This window comes from Cobetia sp. BL01 (genome assembly GCF_056493605.1).
The window spans coordinates 176,452-196,802 of record NZ_JBVBEE010000001.1 but is presented as its reverse complement, the minus strand read 5'-3'; the positions used below and the strand labels follow the sequence as shown (position 1 = coordinate 196,802).

The window sequence follows — 20,351 nt, the reverse complement described above, 5'->3', positions numbered from 1 at the left end:
TTCAGGCCGCTCTCGCCATCGGGGCGGCCAGAGGCCAGCCACCAGACGCCAGAAACCAGGGCGGCTCAGGCGATTGACTCAAGCGACTGACTCAAGCGGCAAGCGACAAGCGACGAGCGACAGGAGGGCGGATCACTGATCCAGACCGTTTTCCTTGCGCTCGTCTTCGCATTCCGGGCTGCCCATCTCATAGTCACGGCATAGCTGGGGGCGGCGATCATAGATGGTGCACATCAGCGTCTCGCGATCGACGGCGGCACACCAGCCATCATCGAGGCGGCGCATGACTTCGCCCCCCCACTCATCCTCGTCGATCAGATAGTCCGGCACGCCGGTATCGGTGAGCAGGATGACCTCAAGCCTGCAGCAGCAGGCCTGGCAGTTGCTGCAGGTGATCTCGGGATTCACAGGTGTCGTATCGCCGGTAGCGAACGGCGATACGTCGGTAATCGGAATATTCATCGGGTCAGGGTCAGCCACAGTGAGTCAGGTGCCATCATCGGCACGCTTCAGCCGGCAGTGAAACATACTCACGCACGGATTACTTGTAGACCTTGTCGATCCCTTCCCAGTAGCCCTCGGGGTCCCGGTCATCGGTCATGTAATAGAGCTGGTAGCGACGATTGAGGCGCGCACCACCATCACGGGTCAGCGGTGCCCAGGCAAAGCCGGTACTGCCCTTGCTGGAGGTGGTGAAGAAGGCGTCCAGCGGAATGCTGACGTAGAGCCCCTTGTCGAAGCTGCCCTCGCCATAGTCATCGCCGGCATCGGTCATGGTCGCCCAGGCCCCGACGCTGACCCCGTTGGAGAAGCGGCGGGACAGATCCAGCGTCGCGCCGATATCGCCGGCCAGATAGCGCCCCACCGAGCCCTTGACCAGCACATCGTGCCAGCCGGACTGCCAGTAGGCGGTGGCATGGCCGGTGGTGACGGAATAGTCGCGCAGGCCGAACTGCTGATCGAATTCCCGCTGGCGGACGCGGTTGATATCCAGCCCCAGTGCCAGCGAGCTGTTCATCGGGCGATAGAGCACCTCGGCACCGACACCGGCATACATCATCTCGAGAATGCCGCCGTAGGCCTGGGCATACCAGTCACGCCCGAACTGATGAGTGCGGGTGTACTGCAGATTGGTGATGCCCAGATCGGTCTCCTTGACGTAATCCCCGACGTAGGTGCGCACGCGTGGCAGGTCGGAGTCGGCGATGTACTCGTAGTTCTCGTAGTTGTCGGCCAGCTGATAGGTGGCCACGCCGGAGAACCAACCATTGCGATCGGTGCGCCACAGGGCATCCAGCTGCAGGTTGAGCTGGTAGAGATAGCCGTCCGGTCCGCCGAAGTTCTGTTTCAGGTTGGGCGAGAATCCCCAGTTGAAGCCGGCGGGTTCCCTGTCCAGCACCGTGGCGGCATCCGCGCTGGCGTCGTCGTCAGGCGCGGGAGAGGCGGCGCGAGCGGTGATGGAATGCTCGTACTCGGCACCGAAACGTCTGTCGTTGGCGGCCGCGACGAAGGCCTCTCGCGGATGCTCATCCTCGCGCAGCGCCAGGCCGTTGCTGCTCAGGCGGTAGCGGAAGTGGGTGATCTCGGCGGGCAGGCGGTTGTGCAGCACGCGATTGGCGCGGCCTTCGGCCTGCAGGTCCTTGCGAAAGCGCGTGGCCTCCGCCTCGATGACCAAGGTCTCGCCCTCTACCCGCAGGCGGGAGACTTCAAGCCCCGTCTGGGCACGCAGTGTCGCGGCCAGTGCCTGCCAGTCGACGTCCTCCAGCCGTATCGGCGCTGGCGGGCTTGCGGCGGGCTCGCCCGTGGTGGCACTCGGGGAGGTCGGCAGCGTCAGCAGGCGGCCTTGAGGTGCAGCCTCGTCGCCGGTCGGCGAGGGCGTTGAGAGCGGCGCAGCCTCGTCGCCGGTCAGCGAGGGCGCTGAGGCCGGCGTGGCACCGGCGGGACGTGGAGGGCGATCCGACGGGACTGTCTCGCTGTCCCCACGATTGACGGCATCCAGCGAGCGCACCCGGAAGGCTTCCGGGGTCTGGTCATGGCGGTAGCGCGAATGGTGACTGGGGGCGACATCTTCCGGGGTGCCGTCATCCTTGGCCTGAGCCAGCCCCGCCAGATTGGTGGACAGCGACAGGCCCAGCATGGCGGTGTTGCCGCGCTCCCAGCCGCCATGCAGCGACAGGTTGTCATTGACCTTGAACGTCGCGCCCAGATTGAACGGTGAATCCTGGTCTATCTCCACCGTCAGGGGCTCGTCGGAGTAGTCGTTGCCCTCGTATTCCAGCATCAGGGTCAGCGGGTCCCAGGGCGTCTGATATTCGATACCGCCGAAGACGGCCGGGCTGCCACTGAACATGCTGCCCAGCTGGAAGTCGCCCCCGTTGTCGCTGGTGGTATCGCTGCGCGTCTCGAGGCTGCTTCTCACCAGCGCCAGAGGGTTGCTGAAGTCGCCCCGCGTGCCCAGATAGCCCCAGCCAAGCCCCAGACTGACATCAAGATCACCATAGCGCTTGCTGGCCACCAGATATTCAGAGCTGAACAGCCCCGTACCACCGAGATCTCGCAGGCCCACCGCAAGTGCCGGGCGATAACGGTCCTCTTCCCAGAGCCGGAACTTGGTGTCGAAGGATTTATCCAGGTAGTCGCGGTCCGGGGCGGCCTCACCGTAGCTGACCGTTTCCACCGAGACATAGCGAAAGCCCAGCTCCATCCACTCGAAGGGGGCGGCGTTGACGCTGAAGCGCTTGTAGGGCTGGGTACGGCTGTAGGTGAAGCTCAGCTCGCCCTGTGGGGCGAAGCGTGCCGTGGGAGTCTGCATCAGCCCCACGCCGCCGAAATCACTCTGGGATTCCCCGGTAGCGGCGTGGGCGATCTGGGCGCCGAGCAGGCCTCCCGCCATGCCGAGCGCCAGCCAGCCGGTGCGTGCCGGAGCAGGGCGCTGCTCGTCTCGGGAGCGCGTGGAGGGATGGGCTGGGCGAAAAGGACTCGACATGGGCGTCTCGCATGCTCCCGCGCGACAGGTGCGTGAGCGTGAATGAGGGTATGGAGGATAGAAACATTGAGGCGATGCCGGCAGTGCCGGGAACGACCGCTAGCGGGCCGGCGCTTGCGGGTCACTGCCTGACGTCCCGGGAGCTGTCGGCTCGTCGTCCGCTGACGGCAGCGAGGCGGCGTCCAGCTGCCAGCTGTGACAGTTCTCACCGGGCAGGCGGCTGGCCAGCCATTGCGGCAGCGCCTCGTTGACCCATTGCTGCGCGGTATCGATAGCGGGGGTATGGATCACCAGACTGGCTCCCGGCGCGACCGGCAGGTCGGCTGCGCCACGCGTGAGGCGATTCCATCTGGCGATGGGCCGCGTGAGCACCTGTCCCTGGGGGGTGACGAGGCTGGCCCGTGCCGCCTGGCCCAGCGAGTCGGCGGCGCGGCGCTCATCGATCAAGGCGTCCAGTGTCAGGCCGGGGCTCCACTGGCGCTGGTGCACGCCACTGGCGTCCAGAATCACCACGTCGCGGGGGGCCTGACAGGCACCGATCACCATGCCGGGGGCGATGCGTATCGCCCGCGGGCCATCGCGCATGTCAGTGAGCGGATTCAGCTGGCCGGACAGGCGTGCCAGCACGCTGCGTGGCTCACCCTGTTGACGGCCCTGATCGAGATAGCGCTGCCAGGCGTGCAACCCCTCGACATAGGCGGCCCGGGAGCTGCCCTCAGGCGCTCCTACCGCGTAGCGAGCCGCGATCAGTTCAATCTCGGCGCTCAGGCGGTTGGCGGTCGCGGCCATCTGCCGGCGAATCAGCGGCGTGCTGACGAAGCTGTAGCGCCAGTCCAGCGCCATGCGGGTCTGATGGGAGGACCATTGCTGTTCCAGTACCTGACTGGCCAGTGGCGTGCTGGCGGCGCTGAAGGGCAGCGGCGTCTCGTTCGCTCGGGCGAGGGTCGGGATCAGCAGGGCGGCCAGGCACACTCCCGTGGGCAATGTGCGGGCGAGGGCGCGCAGCGGCCCCTCGACGCGGGCCGAGTCGTGTGCGGGGCGAGCAGAATCAGGTCGTGAAAAGCGCATTACCATGCCTTGGCGATCTCCCAGCCGAAGCGTGGCCCGTCCGGCCAGGCCGTCATGTCGGCGGCCCACACCCGAGTGGCATCGCGCCATATCTCGTTGGTGGTGGTGTGGCCATCGTCCCATGCCAGGGTCTCGGTGCAGTGTTGCAGCGACAGCTCGGCCAGTGGCAGCGCGTGTGGCGCGGCGGCCTCACAGCGCAGATGTGCATCGGCTTCATGCACCTGCATCACCGGCACGTCATCTTGATGCTGACTGCCGGAGGAAGCGGCATCTGCCCGCTCCAGCCGGCGAGGATAGGGGCTCAGGGCGCTGACACTGACGCGATAGCGGCTGTCGTCAGCCATCAGCCAGGCCGGACGCGCCAAGGCGCGCCCGGTAGTGCTTTGCTCATGCCTGTCCGCGATGTCTCGCGTGAAGCCGGATGTCGCGGACAGTACGCCGTCGCGCAGTTCGATGATGCCGCGGTCCTGGCTCTCGAAACGCGCGATGCGTCCCTCATCCTCGAGCGTGGCCAGCACGACCAGTGCCGTGTTGTTGCCATGCAGGAACTTGAGGGAGGCGTAGGGCAGTTCACTGGCGCGCGCCGCCTCGAAGTCATCCTTGCCGAAGGCATCGCCCACCGAGCTGGCCACTATCTGGGCACAGCCGCTCACTGACACGGCACAGGCAGTGATGCCCAGCAGCGTCAGCGAGCGCCGGATGCCTGGAAGGTGCCTGGCTGGCGATTGGCGATGATTCGCGCCTGAATGACGCGATGCGGAGCGCGACGTCATCAACGTGTCCCGGTAGAGCCGGTGGTACCTGTCGTGCCGGTGGTACCGGTGGTGCCGGTCGTCCCGCCACCGACGGTGCCCGTGGCCGCGCCGGCCGCGATGCTGCCGCCGTTGGTGCTCGGGGTCACGCTGCCGGACGCGCTCTGGCTAGCCGTGCCGCTGCCAGCGGCGCTGCCGGTGGGAACGCTACCGGTCGTGCCGGTGGTGCCAGTCGTGCCGGTCGTGCCGGTGGTGCCAGTCGTGTCGGTCGTGCCGGTAGTACCAGTCGTGCCGGTGGTACCGGTGGTGCCAGTGGTACCGGTCGTGCCGGTCGTCCCCGTCGCAGCCTGCCCAGCGGCAGGTGCCTCCTCTTCCGCCATGGCGTTGCCTGCCAACAGCAGGGCACCGGACAGGCCGAGAATGGCGCCGATATGTGACTTGCGCATATGAAGTCTCCTTGATGAGCATTGCCGGTCATCTGCCAGTCAGGGCGCTGCGATGACTGGGCTCGGTGATGGGTGGCCAAGGCCAGCGTCGTGCATGCCGGATACCGTGCTGTCTCTGACCATCGGCAACACTGCTACTGAGAGTTGCGTCGTGGTGTGCGTGAGCAAGCTCACGCCTGTTCCATGATGTGCAGGGCGCCGTCCCTGATACCGTCCGTAGCATCTTCCCTGGCGCAGCCTCGTCCTGAGGTGTTCCTGCCATGGCCGCATTCCCTGGCCACCGTATTGCTCGCTTTCGAGGTGATGACATCGCCGTCGTCATGAGAAATGTGCATGCACATTTCAGACGGACGCCTCTCTCTATCCCCCGTGAAAGCGAGGCCCATGTTAACCAGAAAATGTCGGCTGTCTAGCGAGAGAAGTCGCGTCGATGTGGCGTTGATGGAAAGCGAAATATTTATGTAAAAAAGAGTAATCGTGGTGTGGATAAAAGCAGACATGCTTGTCGATCTTTCAGACACCGCGGGCGCTGGACTTGATCCGCATGGCTGCTGAAATTCTTGTGAAGGATGTGTCGATTTGCAGACGAACCCAGCGTTTCACTGTCTGTAATCGCCTACGTCGCCATGTGGCGGTTAGCGACACACGTCGTGCTAATGATGATACAAAGCAATGTTTTTATTGGATTTTTGTAACAGCGCTCGATTGGCGAGCGGCGTGGATCAGGTAAAATGCGCAACAGATGGAGTCTGGTCACTCCACTCTTGATGCCCATGAAGACGACGCAGCGGACAGTGCGATAAACGTTGCCATCACGTTGTGGAGCCTGCGCCGTCAGGTGGGTGTGGTGGGCGCTGTCGATGGCGTGAATGTGTGCCTGTAAAGGTGTCATCGATGTGCAGCAGAGACGTGATTTGATGAGGAAGACTTCATGTAAATCGAAGGATCCTCAATCACATTCATCGTCTTCATGGGCCAGCATTCGCGTGATTGCTCCAGGGAGTGTTCGCGCCATTGCCAGACAGGCGCAAGCCGTCATGCAAGGGGCGGGACGCCAGCAGGCGCAAGTACTCAAGCAAACCAAGACATGACACCAGCACGAGGGATCACCCTCGGCCCGAGGTCACCGTCGTTGCAACCGTCGTTGCACATGGGGCCATCGCGTTACGCAAGGCGAACCGAAGACGTTATCGAATTGGTCCCGGCGTCAGCGTGCGGCGGGAATGATCGGGGCAGCCTCGCATCAATCGCTGCTCGGGTCTGTCGACTCAACGGACTTCAGATGAAAAATGCACTGATCGCACGACTTCTGGGCGCCAGCTTGAGCCTCGGCGCCCTCACCGGACTGGCGGGCTGCGTCTTCGCGCCCGGCGGCGACATCGACTATGACACCTCGGCCGCGCCGGTGGATGACATCGTCGATGTGGAGCCCATCACCTTCGGCCTGATCAAGGCCCAGGCGCGGGCGGATGCCCAGGCACGCCAGGCGGCTCGGGGTGACGGCACCCAGCGCGAGCTGGAGCAGGCGCTGACCCAGGAGCTCAACAGCAGCACCCGTGCGCAACTGGCGCCGGATTATCAGTACCACGTGGGGCCGGGCGACATTCTCAATATCGTCGTCTATGACCACCCGGAGCTGTCGTTGCCCACGGGCTCCGAGCGCAGCGCCCAGGAAGCCGGCAACGTGGTGCATGCCGACGGCACGCTCTTCTATCCCTATATCGGCCGTGTCCAGGTCAGCGGCAAGACCCTGGACGAGATCCGTCGGGTGCTGGGCGAGCGCCTCCAGCCCTATCTCAACGAGCCGCAGATCGACGTCAAGGTGGCGGCCTTCCGCAGTCAGAAGGTGCGGATCAGCGGTGAGGTGGAGCAGCCTGGCGTGCAGCCCATCAATGATGTGCCGTTGAGTCTGCTCGATGCCATCGCCGCCGCCGGCGGCATGACAGGAGACGCGGACTGGCACAACGTGGTGCTCAAGCGCAATGGCGAGGAGACCGTCATCTCCCTCTATGAGCTGCTGGCACAGCGCAATGCGGCGACCGGCGAGGCACGTGATCGGCTGCTCAAGGACGGTGATGTCCTGTATGTGCCGGATGTCGGGACCCGCAAGGTGTTCGTGATGGGTGAGGTCGACAAGTCGGTCAGCCTGCCGCTGGGCAGAAGCCCCATCTCGCTGACCGATGCCATCGCCCAGGCGGGCGGCATCAAGGAAGACTCCGCGGATGCCTCCGGCATCTTCGTGGTACGGCGGGACCGGGAAGACCCCGAGAAGCTGGCCACCGTCTATCAGCTGGATGCTCGCAACACCACGGCCCTGATTCTGGGCGCCGACTTCGCGCTCAAGCCGCAGGATGTCGTCTATGTCACGGCCGCGCCGGTGTCGCGCTGGAACCGCGTGATCAGTCAGTTGCTGCCCACCGTGAGCTCCATCTACTACAGCACCGAAATCCAGGACAACCTCGATACCCTCGGCCAGTAAGGCGAGGGGTCGTCAAGGCGTCCCTGCCCGTCGCGATGCACGGGCAGGACACCAGGAGAGTGACTCAACGATGTCGATTCGCAATGCCCATTCCTCCCGTCAGACGGGGGCCACCGAACCCGCAGCGGTACCGGCGCGCACCAGTCTCGATCTGGGCCGCATGCTGGGTCAGCTGTATGACAGCCGCCTGACGCTGGCGCTGATCACCGGCACCTTCACCGTGCTGGCGGTGCTCTATGCGCTGCTGGCGACGCCGATCTACAAGGCCGATGCGCTGGTGCAGGTCGAGGATGGTGGCAGCAACATGAATCCGCTGCGGGATGTCTCCAGCATGCTGCGGGGGGAGGCGCCGCCGTCGGAATCCGAGATCCAGACCATCACCTCGCGCCTGGTGCTGGGCGAGACCGTCAAGAAGGAGCAGCTGGATCTGGTGGTCAAGCCTTACCAGTACCCGGTGATCGGGACCTTCCTGCGCAGCCACGAGGTGGAGCGCCCGAGCTGGCTGTCCGGTTCCAGCATGGTGTGGGCCGGCGAGTCACTGGAAGTGGCCAGCCTGGCCGTGCCCAAGGCCTGGGACAACGTCCCGCTGACGCTGGTGACGCTCGGCTCGGGTGAGCAGGGCCGCTATGAACTGCGCTACGACGGCAAGGTGCTCGGCACAGGCTCGGTGGGCAAGCGTGAGCGTTTCGAGGGACCGTTGGGCGAGGTGAGTCTCGAGGTGACCTCGCTCACCGCGGGCGAGGGGGCCGAGTTCACCCTGATGCACCAGTCCACTCTGGAAGCCACCAATGCGCTGCGCGCGCGCTTCGCGGTGGCCGAGATGGGCAAGGAAACCGGCGTGCTGGGGCTGGCACTGGTGGGGGAAGACCCGCTGCGCACCCAGCAGGTGCTTGAACGCATCACCGAGACCTATCAGCAGCAGAACATCGACCGTCAATCGGCGGAAGCGGAGAAGTCGCTCGAATTCCTCAAGGAACAGGTGCCGACCGTCCGCAAGAAGCTGACCGAGGCCGAAGAGCGTCTCAATGCCTATCGCGGCAAGAGTGACAGCGTGAATCTGGATCTCGAGACCAAGTCGGTGCTCGAGCAGCTGGTGAACATCGACAACCAGCTCAACCAGACCCAGCTCGAGGAAGCGGAGCTCTCCGGCAAGTTCAACCCGAGTCACCCAAGCTACGTGGCACTGCGCAAGAAGCGCGCGGATCTTGAGCGCACGCGCAGTGAGCTCGAGAAGCAGGTGGGGGATCTTCCGGACACCCAGCAGGAGATCCTGCGTCTGGAGCGTGAAGTCGAGGTCAATCAGCAGATCTACGTGCAGCTGCTCAACAAGACCCAGGAAATGAACATCGCCCAGGCCAGCACCATCGGCAACATCCGCATCCTGGATGAGGCCGTGGCGCAGCCGCACCCGGTCAGCCCGCGCAAGGCGATGATCGTGGTGATCGCGACCCTGCTGGGCGCCATGCTGGGTGTGGTCTTCGTGCTGCTGCGCTCGCTGCTGCATCGTGGCATCGAGACACCGTCGGAGCTTTCCGATCTCGGCCTCAACGTGCATGCGACCCTGCCGCTCTCCGAGGAGCAGGCGCGCCTCAATCGTCGTCTGGCGCGTGGCATCAAGCGCTTCTCCTCCTTCAAGCTCGGCAAGGGCGCCACGGCGGCGGCCGGCAATGCCGCGCCTGGCCTGCTGGCCGTGCGCAATCCGGCGGATCTCTCCATCGAGGGTCTGCGGGGTCTGCGTACCAGCCTGCACTTCGCGATGATGGAAGCTCCCGACAACCGCCTGATGATCTGCGGCCCCAGCCCGGGCATCGGCAAGAGCTTCGTGTCCGCCAACCTGGCCGCCGTCTGTGCCCAGGCAGGCAACCGCGTGCTGGTGATCGATGCCGACATGCGCCGTGGTCACGTGCATCAGAGCATGGCGGGCCAACAGGTGGGCGCCGTGGCACCGGGGCTGAGCGACTACCTGCTCGGCAAGGTGGAGCGCAGCGCCATCATCCGCAGCATCGCCGACGAGAGCCTGGCGGTGGTCGGTGAAGGCGGGGAGACGCCGGACACCCTTTGCTACGTGGCTCGCGGCACCTCACCGAGCAATCCCTCCGAGTTGCTGCTGCAGGCGCGCTTCTCCGAGCTGCTCGAGTGGGCCAGCGAGAACTTCGACATGGTCATCGTGGATACGCCGCCGATCCTGGCGGTCACCGATGCAGCCATCGTCGGCAAGCTGTGCGGCGTCAGCGTGATGGTGACGCGCTTCATGCACAACTCGCCCAAGGAAATCGAAGCCGCATTGGAGCGCTTCGCTTCCAGTGGCGTGAGCGTGGATGGCGCCATCCTCAACGCCGTCGAGCGCAAGGCGACCACGGCCTACAGCTACGGCTACAGCTATCACGACTACCAGTATCAGGGCGGCGCAAATACGTGAGTGCTGACTAGCCATCCACGGCGACGCCCCTATGTCTGATGACAGCTCGTCAACAGACACCCAGGCGGAAGACGACGTATCGCAAGACCCGGTGTCACTCGACACCACGTCACCGACACGGCGCGGCATGCCGGCCCGAAGGGCGCATGCGGCGTGATGAGAAGACAGCACGATTTGCGATAGACCGGTGCAGGCCGCAAGGGCGGCGAGAGACGGCACCGGGTGTGATGAACGGAAACACCACTCGAACGCAAACCAAGGGGGAGACAGGCACATGAACACGACGACAAATCCAGCGACGACCGGACTCGAGGGGCGTCAGCGACATTCGCGCATGTACGAACGTCTGATGTTCAACTCGCTGTGTCAGGCGCTGGTGGGTCTGATTCTGGCGGTGGGTGTCCCGCTGTTGCTGATCAATGGCCTGCGCCCCTGGGTCAGCGAGATGCGCATGCACAGCGTCATCGCGGCCAGCGGTGGCTTCCTGCTCGCGCTGCAGGCGATCCGTCACATGTCGCGCTACCCCGGTGCCAAGGCGTTCGCCTACGTGCTGCCGGCCATCACCATCAGCTATCTGCTGGCGATGAGCGTGCTGATCGCGCTGGATCTGCGCTTCAGCCGTATCGTGCTGGGCAGCTCCTGGCTCGCGGCGATGCTGATCTGCTCCATCGGCTTCTGGGCCGAGCAGCGCACCCGCATCCGCAAGCTGGCCGTGGTGCCGTTCGGTGACTATCGCAACCTGTTCACCACTCGTGGGGCGCGCTGGAACCTGATGCGCGCACCGGACCTGGGCCAGGAGCGCTACAACGGCGTGGTCGCGGACCTGGAAGCCGAGATGCCGGCCGAGTGGCAGCGTTTCCTGGCCAACTGCGTGCTCAACCGCATTCCGGTCTACGACGCCAGTGAAGTGCGCGAGTCGCTCACCGGCCGCGTGGAGCTGAACCAGGTGCGCGAGAACAGCTTCGGTCAGCTGGCACCCAACAGTGAATATGAGCTGTTCAAGCGTCTGTTCGATGTGCTGGCCGTGCTGGCGGTGGCCCCGTTCGTGCTGCCGATCTGCCTGGTGACTGCCGTGCTGATCCGTCTGGATTCGCCGGGTGGCGTGTTCTTCGTGCAGGAGCGTGTCGGTCAGGGCGGTCGTCCGTATCGCATGTTCAAGTTCCGCAGCATGTGCCATGACAGCGAGAAGTCCGGTGCCCAGTTCGCCCAGGCCAACGACATGCGCGTGACCCGTATCGGCCGCGTGATCCGCAAGACCCGCATCGATGAGCTGCCGCAGTTCATCAACGTGCTCAAGGGCGAGATGAGCCTCATCGGTCCGCGTCCGGAGCAGGTCAAGTTCGTGAATGAATTCGCCGAACAGATCCCGTTCTACAACTACCGTCACGTGGTACGTCCGGGCATCACCGGCTGGGCGCAGGTGACCCAGGGGTACGCCTCCGACGCTGACGAGGCGCGCGAGAAGCTCGAGCACGACTTCTATTACATCAAGCGCTTCTCCGTGTGGCTGGATCTGTTGATCGTCGGTCGTACCATCAAGACCATGCTGACCGGTTTCGGGGCACGCTGAGCATGCTGACCGTCAGTGGCTATTACGTCGGCTTCATGGCCCTGCTGGTGGCAGTTCTGCCACTGGCGGCCAGCGAGCGCACCCGCATGGTGGGTGCCTGGCTGGGTGGCGGGCTGTGTCTGGCGTTCATGGCATTGCGTTACGACGCAGGATACGACTACTTCTCGTATCGCCAGATGGCCACCTGGCAGGTCGACCTGAGCTTCCTCGAACCCGCGCCGGCGGCACTGGCGCGCATGGCACGGGCCTGGGGGGAACCGCAGCTGTTCTTCTTCATCACTGCCTTCCTCTACGTGTCGTGCTTCGTCACCGCACTGGTGATGAGCCGCCGCAACCTGGCCTGGTGCCTGCTGTTCTTCGTCTGCCTGCCGCTGATCTATCTCTCGGCCTTCGGCTTCGTCAAGCAGCACGTGGCGATCGCCCTGTTCATGGTGGCGATGGCCTGTCTGGAGCGTGGCATGCGGCTGCCGGCGCTGGTGCTGATGCTCGTCGGCACCAGCTTCCACTACACCCTGGCGCTGTATCTGCCGTTGCTGGTGCTCTACCCGCTGCTGCGACGCGCCTATCCCTTCTGGGTCTATCTGGGGCTGCTGCCGCTGTGTTTCGTGGCAGGACCGCTGGCCAAGAGCGCGCTCAGTGCGCTGGGGCTCTATGCCCACTATTTCGAGGATTTTTCCGGGGGCGGGCAGAAGCTCTATGTCATCTATCTGCTGATCTGCCTGGGGACGCTGGGACTCTGGAAGCATTTCCGCCTGTCACTGGACCCCTGGGCCTTCAATCTGATGTTCATCGGCGTGGCGCTCTACACCCTGTTCATCACCTATGGTGAGCACGTGGCCCGCGCCAGCTACTACTTCCTGCCGTTTGCCATCTTCGTCATCTGTGACGTCATCGAGCACTTCCGCGACAAGCTGCTGCCCAGTCTGATCAGCGGTGCGCTGATGATGGCGTTGTTCTTCATGTCGCTGAAGGTGGCGGCCGGCAATCAGGATCATGATTTCTTGAACAACTACCAACTCTATTTCTTGAGCGATGAAGCACTGGTGGTCGGCAATGGAGGTCAGTCATGAGCGAAGCGCTGATCTTCTCGCTGTTCAACCTGATGGCGCGTGGCCTGTCGTCCGCGGCGGGCCTGCTGTTGGCGCGAGCCGTGGCGCCCGAGGCCTTCGGGGAATATGCCCTGGCCCTCAACTATGCGGTGTTGCTGGGGGTGCTGGCGCGCATGGGCGGCAACGAGGTGCTGCTGGTCACCGAAGATGGCGCCAGCGGCGCGGCGCTGCGCCGCTGGATGGGCGTCGGCATCGGCCTCTACGCCTTGCTGGCCATCGCCTTCGCCGTGGGCATCGCGCCGCTGCTGGGGCTGTCTGCCTTCATCTTCGCCTTCTGTGCCCTGCGTGCCGGGGCGGAGCAGGTCGGCCTGCAGATGGTCAATTCGCGCCTGCAGCGTCAGGAGCGCCTGGGGCGCGTCAATCTGATGACGGTGCTGATCTCGCTGGCGGTGGCGATCGCGGTCGCCTGCGCGGCAGGTCCGGCGCTCTATCATCAGGGCGTCGCGCTGCTGACCGGCGCCGAATTCAGCGCCGAGCTGACCACGCCGTCCGGCATGTTCGGCCTGGCACCGGTGGCCACCTTCGTGATGGTCGGTGCCCTCGCGCTGGTCATCGTGATGGCGCTGGGCATGTGGCTGTCACATGACGCGGCGGCGGATGCCCGGGCGGCGGCTGCCAGCCGCGATGGCGCAAGCTCGGGTCGCCTGCCGAGCAAGGCGGACTTCGCGCGTGGACGCGGCTTTCTCTACAACAACCTGATGTCATTCGCCTACCTGCAGGCCTGGGTGATCCTGGCCGGGCTCGCCTTCGCGCCCGCCCAGGTGGCCAGTGTCTCGGTGGTGACCTCCATCGTGTTCGCGCTCTATGTCTTCCCCACCAGCCTGTATCGCTACTACCTGCCCAAGCTGACCCAGGGTGATGGCCGCCTCAAGGAATACCTGATCATCGCCAGCGGCTTCGCGCTGCCGGTGGCGGGCGGTCTGGCACTGGTGGCGCCGTGGCTGGCCGAGCACTTCCTGAGCGGCGCCTACCCGCGCCTGACCATGACACTGCGCGCCTTCGCGCTGGTCTACCTGGTGCACGCCTTCGTGACCTGCGCCTTCACGCGCCTGGCGGCACTGCGCCTGAATGGCAAGCGCCTGCTGTGCCAGAGCACCGGGGCCATTCTGGTGGTCGGTGGGGGCCTTTCGATCGCGGCGCTCAATCACTCGCTCGGCAACGCGTCCGGCGAGAGCGGCAGCCTTCTGGGCATCGACCTCTACCACCTCTTCCTGTGCGTGCCGGTCACCGCGGAGCTGGTGATGCTGGCGATGGCGATCCTCTTCCAGCCGGCTCGCCAGCAAGAGGCGGCCGCGACGGCCAGCCCTTGACGTTCGGCCTTGGGGCCGACGAGTACACGATATTTCACGTGGCGATGCCCGGGCATCGTGCACACCGAACAGCGACATTACGGACAGAAGGACGAACAGCATGGCCAAGATATGCATGACGCACGGATGGCATGACGACAACAAGGGCGACTCCGCCATCCTGATGGGCACCATCGACTTCCTCGACCAGCTGATCGATGCCGAACACGGCCGCAGCGATGTCTCCGGTGAAGGCGTGGCGAAGGCCGAAGGCCATCGCATCGATATCCTGCCCATCGATGATCAGGTGTTCGCCACCGAGCGCGGGCCCTTCCGCCACATTCGTCGCCGCTACCGCGAGCGCGTCACCGTCGGTCAGCCCTTGATGCCGCCGATGCGTGACAAGCTGCGCTTCGTCACCTCGCTGCTGGGGCTGGGGGCCAAGATGGCATTCGGCAAGCAGGGCAAGAGCGGCAACGATGTCATCGACGGTGCCGACCTGGTGGTGGTGAAGGGCGGTCATATCTTCCACAACGGCAGCTTCAAGAAGACCCTGTCTTCCTGGCTGGCGCTGATCGGCTATCTGGCGCCGGTGATGCTGGCGCGCAAGGCCGGCAAGCGCGTGCTGTTGCTGGGCCACTCCTTCGGCCCGTTCAAGACTCCGGCCCAGGAGCGCTTCTTCCTGCGCACCCTGAGCGACTGCCTGGTGGTCTCGCGTGAGGAGATCACCCACGCCATGACCCAGAAGGCCGACCCGAAGCTGCCGCATGCGCTGCTGGGCACCGACATGGCCTTCGCCATGGCCCCGCGGGCGAGCGATGAACATGCCGAGGTCAAGGCACCGGGCGGCGTGGCCTCTCCCTATGCCGTGATCACCCTGCGTGACTGGTGGGGGCTGGATCAGCAGGCCTTCGCCGAGCGTGTCGAGGTGCTGTCGCGTTCACTGCTGGAATCCCGGGAGCGTCTGGGCATCGAGCGCCTGATGATCGTGCCGCACGTGCTGGGCCCGACCGATATCGAGAATGACCAGCGCATCTCCCAGCTGGTGTTCGATCACCTGCAGAAGGCACTGGCCGCCGCTGACGGGGGCGAGGAGCTCGCCACGCGCATCGAGCTGGTGCAGGGCGACCCGAGCCCGGATGCGCTGGTGGATCTCTACCGCGACGCCGAATTCCTGGTGGGCACGCGTTTCCACTCGGTCATCTTCGCGCTGATGTCCGGCACGCCGGTCTACGCGCTGTCCTACTGTGGCCCCAAGGCGCCGGGCATCATGCGTGACTTCGGGCTCGGCGACAGCGTTCAGGACATCGAGAACTTCGACCCGGCACGCATCGTGGCCGACATCGAGGCGCTGGTCGCCGACAAGGCCTTCCCGGCGCTTGCCGAGCGCGTCATCGCTGACAAGCTGGCGATCACCGCCGACATCACGCGGGACTTCCTGCGCCGCGCACCGGGACGCGCCGGTGTCTGGGGCCAGCGTGAGCTCAAGCTCAATGATGACGCCTATCCGGCGCCGACGGCTGCCAAGGCACCTGACGCGACGGACCCCGTGGCCACGGACGCCCCGGCCGCTGAGCACGCCACCCACGACAGCGAGCCTGTCGTGCGAGGAGTCTGACATGGCCCATGTCGCTCTGTTGATCCAGGACATCAGCGCCTGCGGTGGCGTCGAGAAGGTGATGCACGGCCTGGCGCGTGATCTGCGCGACAGCCATCAGGTCACGCTGGTATCGGTGCGTGAAGGCGAGCCCTACTGGGGCCGTCTCGAGGGTGTCGAATACCGCACCCTGGGCCTGCCCGCCACCGGTACGCGCAAGAACTTCCGCCACTGGGTGACGCATCTGCGTCGTCTGATGCTGGAGGCGCGTATCGAGGTGATGGTCAGTGGCTACTTCGCCTTCCATCTGGCGGCCCAGCTGGCGGCACGTGGCACCGGAGGCCGTGACGAGGCGGGCAATTCGCGCCCGCTGACCCGCGTCATCGCCCAGGAGCACAGCGCCTACCATCACGATCGTCGCGCCAAGCGCGTCATCAAGCACCTGCTCTATCGTCATCTCGATGTCCTGCAGGTGCTCAACGAGGTGGATGCGGAATGCTGGCGGCGGCGTGGTCTGCAACCGACGGTGATTCCCAACTATCTGGATGATCTCGCGGAGCGCGAGACGCGCGCCGAGTGCGAGCGTCAGGCCGACGTGGTGATGGTGGGGCGTCTGGCGCCGATCAAGCGTGTCGATCTGGCGATCCGCGCCTTTGCCCATTCGGGCTACCGCCGCGGGCGTCTGGTGCTGGTCGGGGATGGTCCGGAACGTGAGTCCTTGCTGGCGCTGTGCCACGAGCTGGGGCTGAAGGTCTTCCAGGGCGCCAACGATGACAGCGTGCCGGATGACACCCGGGTGCTGTTCACCGGCGCGCTGCAGGACGTCTCGCGTGAGTTGCGCCGAGCCCGTCTGCTGTTGCTGACGTCCGAGCGTGAATGCCTGCCGATGAACGTGCTGGAAGCCAAGCGTGAGGGCCTGCCGTGCCTGTCACGCCCGGTGCGCTCAGGCCCGCTGGCATTGATTCGCCACGATGTCGATGGCGTGCTGAGTGCCGAAGCGGACAGTGCCGGTGAGGTGGAGATCGTGCAGGAGCTGGCGCATGAACTGGCGCGTCTCGAATTTGACGACCATCGCCTGCTGCATCTCTCGAAGGCCGCACGCGAGAGCTTTGCCCACTACAGCCGTGATGCGGTGCTGCCGGACTATCAACGCCTGATCACGCGCCTGGTGCCGGCCGATTCGCGCCAGCGCGCATTCGTGAACGACGTCAGCGTCAGTGGATCCCACTCGCCTCATTCCAAGGAGAAGGCCCATGGCTGATGTGTCCGTCATCATGCCCAACTACGGCTATGACCGCCGCCTGCATGCCGCCGTCGATTCCGTGCTGGCCCAGAGCGAGCCGGTGCGCGAGATCCTGATCAGCGACGATGCCTCACCCGATGGTGCCGCCGCGCGACTGCGCGAGGATTTCGCGGCACTGGCGACCGGCGACGTCGAGATCCGCATCCTCGAGACCGACACCAACGGCGGGCCGGGGCGTGCCCGCAACCGTGCCATCGCCGAGGCCCAGGGTCGCTACATCGCCTTCCTGGACGCCGATGATGCCTGGCTGCCGGAGAAGATCGAACGCCAGATCGCCTTCATGCAGGAGACCGGCGCCGGACTGTCCTACACCGGCTACGAGATGGTGGATGAGCAGGGCAACCATGTCTCCCACTTCGCACCGCCGGCGCGTCTGACGCGTGACGACATGCTGCGCTCCAACTCCATCGGCTGCCTGACCGCCATCTATGACGCGGGGCGCTTCGGGCGTTTCTACATGCCGACCATCCGCAAGCGTCAGGACCTGGCGCTGTGGCTGATCATCATCGGTCAGCTGGGCCCGGCGCAGGGCATGCCCGAGCCGCTGGCGCGTTACACGCGTCGCGAGAGCAGCGTGTCCTCCAACAAGTTCAAGGCCGCCGCCTACCAGTGGCGTCTGTATCGTGAGGTGCTGGGGATGGATGTGATCAGCGCCAGTCGCAACTTTGTCCATTACGCGGTGAACGGTTATGCAAAACATCGTTGATGAAACTATCTCCGTCGATCCCGCTCGTCATGCAGGCCGCCCCATGCAGGAATCCCGTGCTCGTGTGCTGAAGCATCAGCGTCAGGTGGAAGACAGCGCCCGTCGTCAGGTGCCGGAACTGACCTTCCTGATCTCGACCCTGGATGCCGGGATCTACAGCGTGCCGCGTTATGACGAGCTGCCCGGTGCCCGCTTCCTGATCGTGCATCAGCTGTCGGAAGCCCATCAGGACGAGGCGCAGCGCGATATCTTCCGCGAGTACGTGCTGGCCCATTTCGACAGCCGTTTCGAGTATCTGGCGGTCGCGGGGCGTGGTCTCTCCAAGAGCCGCAACATCGCGCTGGCGGCCTGCCCGACACGCTACGCCTACATCCTGGACGACGATGTCCAGCTGCATCCCCAGGCCGTGTCGCTGGTGATGGAAGCCTTCACCTGTACCGAGGCGGCGGCGATCAGCTTCCCGCACGTCAAGGCCTTCCCCTTGCACGAACGGGACCCGGATCGTCCGGCACCGCCGGTCGCCTTCAAGGCCCACACCCTGATGTCACTGGCTCGCGTGCGCTCGGTGGACATGGCGCTGGATCTCTGCCAGTTCCATGCCCGCTTCGATGAGCAGTTCGGGCTGGGCACCGACCAGCCCTCCGGCGAGGAATTCATCGTGATGAGCGATGCCCGCCGTCAGGGCGCGCGCCTGATGCGCGCCAATCTGGGCATCGTCGCCCATGCGGGGGTCACCTCCGGCAGCGACTTCTACAGCTCGCCCGCCAAGGCGCGCACCAAGGGGCGGATGTTCGCCCGGGTCACTGGCAGTCGCTTCTCGCCGCTGGCACTGGCATTCCTGGTTCGCAAGGCCCCGATCGCCTTCAAGCGCGGCTATCTGGCGACCTTCGTCGGCAATTTCTTCCGCTAGTCGCCCGCGCGACACACACGTACGCCCGAATCGGCATGGGCAGACGCCGATGGATGGCAGTCTCTGCGCTTTTCTCTCTCCCCACTGACGTTGCCCGTCAGTGGGTTGGGTAACGTCACGCCGGATTCGGGCCGAGGGGCGATCTGTCAGTGGTTCACGGTCTCCCTGCAGTGGAGATCCGCCCCGACCGGTATCGCTCATGCATCGCTTTGGCGCATTGCGTTCACACTCGAGATGGCCGTCAGGCCAACAAGGATGACATTCAATGAAGATCACGATTTTCGGAAGCGGTTATGTAGGCCTGGTCACCGGTACCTGCCTGGCCGATGTGGGACATGATGTGGTGTGCATGGACGTGGACGCCGCCAAGATCGAGCGCCTCAAGCAGGGCGAGATTCCCATCTACGAGCCGGGACTCGAGAGCATGTTGCTGCGCAACGTGGAAGCCGGCCGTCTGAGCTTCACCACCGACGCCCGCGAGGCCGTCGCGCACGGCGTGCTGCAGTTCATCGCCGTGGGCACGCCGCCGGATGAAGATGGCAGTGCTGACCTCAAGTACGTGCTGGCGGTGGCCGAGAGCATCGGTGAGTACATGGATGACTACAAGGTCATCATCGACAAGTCCACCGTGCCGGTGGGCACGGCAGACCGCGTGCACGCCCGCGTGGCTGAAGTGCTCAAGCACCGCGGCGTGAGCGTGGATTTCGATGTCTGCTCCAACCCGGAATTCCTCAAGGAGGGCGCGGCGCTGGAGGACTTCACGCGTGGGGCCCGCATCGTGGTCGGCACCGATTCCGAGAAGGTGCGCGAGCGCATGCGCGAATGCTACGCCCCCTACAACCGCAACCATGAAAAGCTGATGTTCATGGATGTGCGCGCCGCCGAGCTGACCAAGTACGCCGCCAACGCGATGCTGGCCACCAAGATCAGCTTCATGAACGAGATCTCCAACCTGGCCGAGCGCCTGGGCGCGGATATCGAGGAAGTGCGCCGCGGGATCGGCAGTGACCCCCGCATCGGCTACCACTTCATCTACCCGGGCTGTGGCTACGGTGGCTCCTGCTTCCCGAAGGATGTCCAGGCACTGGCACGTACCGCCAGTCAGGTAGGCTATGAGGCCGAGCTGCTCACCGCGGTGGAATCCGTCAACAAGCGTCAGAAGGTCACGCTGTTCGAGAAGCTGTCACGCGCCTTCGATGGCGATCTCGCCGGCAAGACCATCGCCGTCTGGGGGCTGGCCTTCAAGCCGAACACCGATGACATGCGTGACGCGCCGAGCCGCACGCTGATGGAAGCGCTGTGGGCGGCGGGTGCCAAGGTGCAGGCCTATGACCCGGAATCCATGCGTGAGACACGCCGCATCTACGGCGAGCGCGATGATCTGGTGCTGGTGGCGGATCGCATCCAGGCGGTCAAGGGCGCGGATGCGCTGGTGATCTGCACCGAGTGGAAGGAATTCCGCACGCTGGATGCCGGCTGGCTCAAGACCCAGCTGGCCTTCCCGGTGGTGGTGGATGGCCGCAACCTCTTCGAGCCGTCCGCCATGAAGTCTGCCGGCCTGATGTATTACGCGGTCGGCCGTGGCGACACCCTGGCGCTGACGCGCGACTGACCCAGGCGGCGGCCTGCGACACGTGCGGTTGCAAGCCGTCGTCGCGGCATCCCGACTCAGTCTTTGACTCAGCCCTCTGGCTCAGTTCTCTGGCTCAGTTCTGTG

The 20,351-nt window shown here is 64.8% G+C and carries 16 protein-coding genes; 10 read left to right on the top strand and 6 right to left on the bottom strand.

The window, feature by feature from the left end; all coding sequences use genetic code 11:
* Nucleotides 1-132 precede the first annotated feature (132 nt).
* From ACZYGA_RS00780 to ACZYGA_RS00755, 6 genes are all read right to left on the bottom strand, one after another.
* Nucleotides 133-462, bottom strand: coding sequence for a YkgJ family cysteine cluster protein (locus ACZYGA_RS00780; protein WP_077374131.1), 330 nt, complete (start codon nucleotides 460-462; stop codon nucleotides 133-135).
* 79 nt (nucleotides 463-541) lie between these two features.
* Entirely contained in the window at nucleotides 542-2,986 is a 2,445-nt protein-coding gene (locus ACZYGA_RS00775; protein WP_404625247.1) for a YjbH domain-containing protein, read from the bottom strand.
* A 99-nt stretch (nucleotides 2,987-3,085) separates the two neighbouring features.
* Complete coding sequence (locus ACZYGA_RS00770) at nucleotides 3,086-4,054, bottom strand: hypothetical protein (protein WP_404625249.1); 969 nt, start codon at nucleotides 4,052-4,054, stop codon at nucleotides 3,086-3,088.
* Nucleotides 4,054-4,827, bottom strand: a complete 774-nt coding sequence (locus ACZYGA_RS00765; protein WP_404625251.1) for a hypothetical protein — start codon at nucleotides 4,825-4,827, stop codon at nucleotides 4,054-4,056. Before ACZYGA_RS00765 ends, ACZYGA_RS00770 begins: the two co-directional genes overlap by 1 nt.
* Nucleotides 4,827-5,252 carry a hypothetical protein gene (locus ACZYGA_RS00760; RefSeq protein WP_404625253.1) on the bottom strand — a complete coding sequence of 142 codons (426 nt, stop codon included), beginning with the start codon at nucleotides 5,250-5,252 and terminating at the stop codon, nucleotides 4,827-4,829. The genes ACZYGA_RS00765 and ACZYGA_RS00760 overlap by 1 nt, the downstream gene beginning before the upstream one ends.
* A 170-nt stretch (nucleotides 5,253-5,422) precedes the next feature.
* Nucleotides 5,423-5,752, bottom strand: coding sequence for a hypothetical protein (locus ACZYGA_RS00755; RefSeq protein WP_404625255.1), 330 nt, complete (start codon nucleotides 5,750-5,752; stop codon nucleotides 5,423-5,425).
* A gap of 782 nt (nucleotides 5,753-6,534) precedes the next feature.
* Here ACZYGA_RS00755 and ACZYGA_RS00750 point away from each other — a divergent pair.
* The 10 genes from ACZYGA_RS00750 to ACZYGA_RS00705 all read left to right on the top strand — a co-directional run bounded on the left by ACZYGA_RS00750 (nucleotide 6,535) and on the right by ACZYGA_RS00705 (nucleotide 20,246).
* Nucleotides 6,535-7,731 carry a polysaccharide export protein gene (locus ACZYGA_RS00750; RefSeq protein WP_084208231.1) on the top strand — a complete coding sequence of 399 codons (1,197 nt, stop codon included), beginning with the start codon at nucleotides 6,535-6,537 and terminating at the stop codon, nucleotides 7,729-7,731.
* A 70-nt stretch (nucleotides 7,732-7,801) separates the two neighbouring features.
* A complete protein-coding gene (locus ACZYGA_RS00745; RefSeq protein ID WP_404625257.1) occupies nucleotides 7,802-10,150 on the top strand; it encodes a polysaccharide biosynthesis tyrosine autokinase in 2,349 nt (782 codons plus the stop codon).
* Between the two features lie 274 nt (nucleotides 10,151-10,424).
* A complete protein-coding gene (locus ACZYGA_RS00740; RefSeq protein ID WP_404625258.1) occupies nucleotides 10,425-11,720 on the top strand; it encodes a sugar transferase in 1,296 nt (431 codons plus the stop codon).
* Between the two features lie 2 nt (nucleotides 11,721-11,722).
* The gene (locus ACZYGA_RS00735) at nucleotides 11,723-12,790 is read left to right on the top strand and encodes an EpsG family protein (protein ID WP_404625260.1); all 1,068 of its coding nucleotides are present in this window, start codon (nucleotides 11,723-11,725) and stop codon (nucleotides 12,788-12,790) included.
* Entirely contained in the window at nucleotides 12,787-14,139 is a 1,353-nt protein-coding gene (locus tag ACZYGA_RS00730) for a polysaccharide biosynthesis protein (RefSeq protein WP_404625262.1), read from the top strand. Before ACZYGA_RS00735 ends, ACZYGA_RS00730 begins: the two co-directional genes overlap by 4 nt.
* Before the next feature lie 100 nt (nucleotides 14,140-14,239).
* Nucleotides 14,240-15,736, top strand: a complete 1,497-nt coding sequence (locus ACZYGA_RS00725; protein ID WP_303563982.1) for a polysaccharide pyruvyl transferase family protein — start codon at nucleotides 14,240-14,242, stop codon at nucleotides 15,734-15,736.
* Between the two features lies 1 nt (nucleotide 15,737).
* Nucleotides 15,738-16,976, top strand: a complete 1,239-nt coding sequence (locus ACZYGA_RS00720) for a glycosyltransferase (RefSeq protein ID WP_404625263.1) — start codon at nucleotides 15,738-15,740, stop codon at nucleotides 16,974-16,976.
* Entirely contained in the window at nucleotides 16,969-17,724 is a 756-nt protein-coding gene (locus ACZYGA_RS00715; RefSeq protein ID WP_404625265.1) for a glycosyltransferase family 2 protein, read from the top strand. The genes ACZYGA_RS00720 and ACZYGA_RS00715 overlap by 8 nt, the downstream gene beginning before the upstream one ends.
* Before the next feature lie 43 nt (nucleotides 17,725-17,767).
* On the top strand, nucleotides 17,768-18,634 hold the full coding sequence (locus tag ACZYGA_RS00710) for a glycosyltransferase family A protein (RefSeq protein ID WP_167592982.1): 867 nt from the start codon (nucleotides 17,768-17,770) through the stop codon (nucleotides 18,632-18,634).
* A 265-nt stretch (nucleotides 18,635-18,899) separates the two neighbouring features.
* Nucleotides 18,900-20,246, top strand: coding sequence for a UDP-glucose dehydrogenase family protein (locus tag ACZYGA_RS00705; RefSeq protein ID WP_404625266.1), 1,347 nt, complete (start codon nucleotides 18,900-18,902; stop codon nucleotides 20,244-20,246).
* Nucleotides 20,247-20,351: the final 105 nt, after the last annotated feature.

Coding starts and splice junctions, on each gene's coding strand:
- ACZYGA_RS00720 (WP_404625263.1), top strand. CDS start 15,738: ATGGCCCATGTCGCTCTGTTGATCCAGGACATCAGCGCCTGCGGTGGC.
- ACZYGA_RS00765 (WP_404625251.1), bottom strand. CDS start 4,827: ATGACGTCGCGCTCCGCATCGCGTCATTCAGGCGCGAATCATCGCCAA.
- ACZYGA_RS00710 (WP_167592982.1), top strand. CDS start 17,768: ATGCAGGAATCCCGTGCTCGTGTGCTGAAGCATCAGCGTCAGGTGGAA.
- ACZYGA_RS00715 (WP_404625265.1), top strand. CDS start 16,969: ATGGCTGATGTGTCCGTCATCATGCCCAACTACGGCTATGACCGCCGC.
- ACZYGA_RS00745 (WP_404625257.1), top strand. CDS start 7,802: ATGTCGATTCGCAATGCCCATTCCTCCCGTCAGACGGGGGCCACCGAA.
- ACZYGA_RS00735 (WP_404625260.1), top strand. CDS start 11,723: ATGCTGACCGTCAGTGGCTATTACGTCGGCTTCATGGCCCTGCTGGTG.
- ACZYGA_RS00730 (WP_404625262.1), top strand. CDS start 12,787: ATGAGCGAAGCGCTGATCTTCTCGCTGTTCAACCTGATGGCGCGTGGC.
- ACZYGA_RS00750 (WP_084208231.1), top strand. CDS start 6,535: ATGAAAAATGCACTGATCGCACGACTTCTGGGCGCCAGCTTGAGCCTC.
- ACZYGA_RS00705 (WP_404625266.1), top strand. CDS start 18,900: ATGAAGATCACGATTTTCGGAAGCGGTTATGTAGGCCTGGTCACCGGT.
- ACZYGA_RS00770 (WP_404625249.1), bottom strand. CDS start 4,054: ATGCGCTTTTCACGACCTGATTCTGCTCGCCCCGCACACGACTCGGCC.
- ACZYGA_RS00760 (WP_404625253.1), bottom strand. CDS start 5,252: ATGCGCAAGTCACATATCGGCGCCATTCTCGGCCTGTCCGGTGCCCTG.
- ACZYGA_RS00775 (WP_404625247.1), bottom strand. CDS start 2,986: ATGTCGAGTCCTTTTCGCCCAGCCCATCCCTCCACGCGCTCCCGAGAC.
- ACZYGA_RS00755 (WP_404625255.1), bottom strand. CDS start 5,752: ATGTCTGCTTTTATCCACACCACGATTACTCTTTTTTACATAAATATT.
- ACZYGA_RS00740 (WP_404625258.1), top strand. CDS start 10,425: ATGAACACGACGACAAATCCAGCGACGACCGGACTCGAGGGGCGTCAG.
- ACZYGA_RS00780 (WP_077374131.1), bottom strand. CDS start 462: ATGAATATTCCGATTACCGACGTATCGCCGTTCGCTACCGGCGATACG.
- ACZYGA_RS00725 (WP_303563982.1), top strand. CDS start 14,240: ATGGCCAAGATATGCATGACGCACGGATGGCATGACGACAACAAGGGC.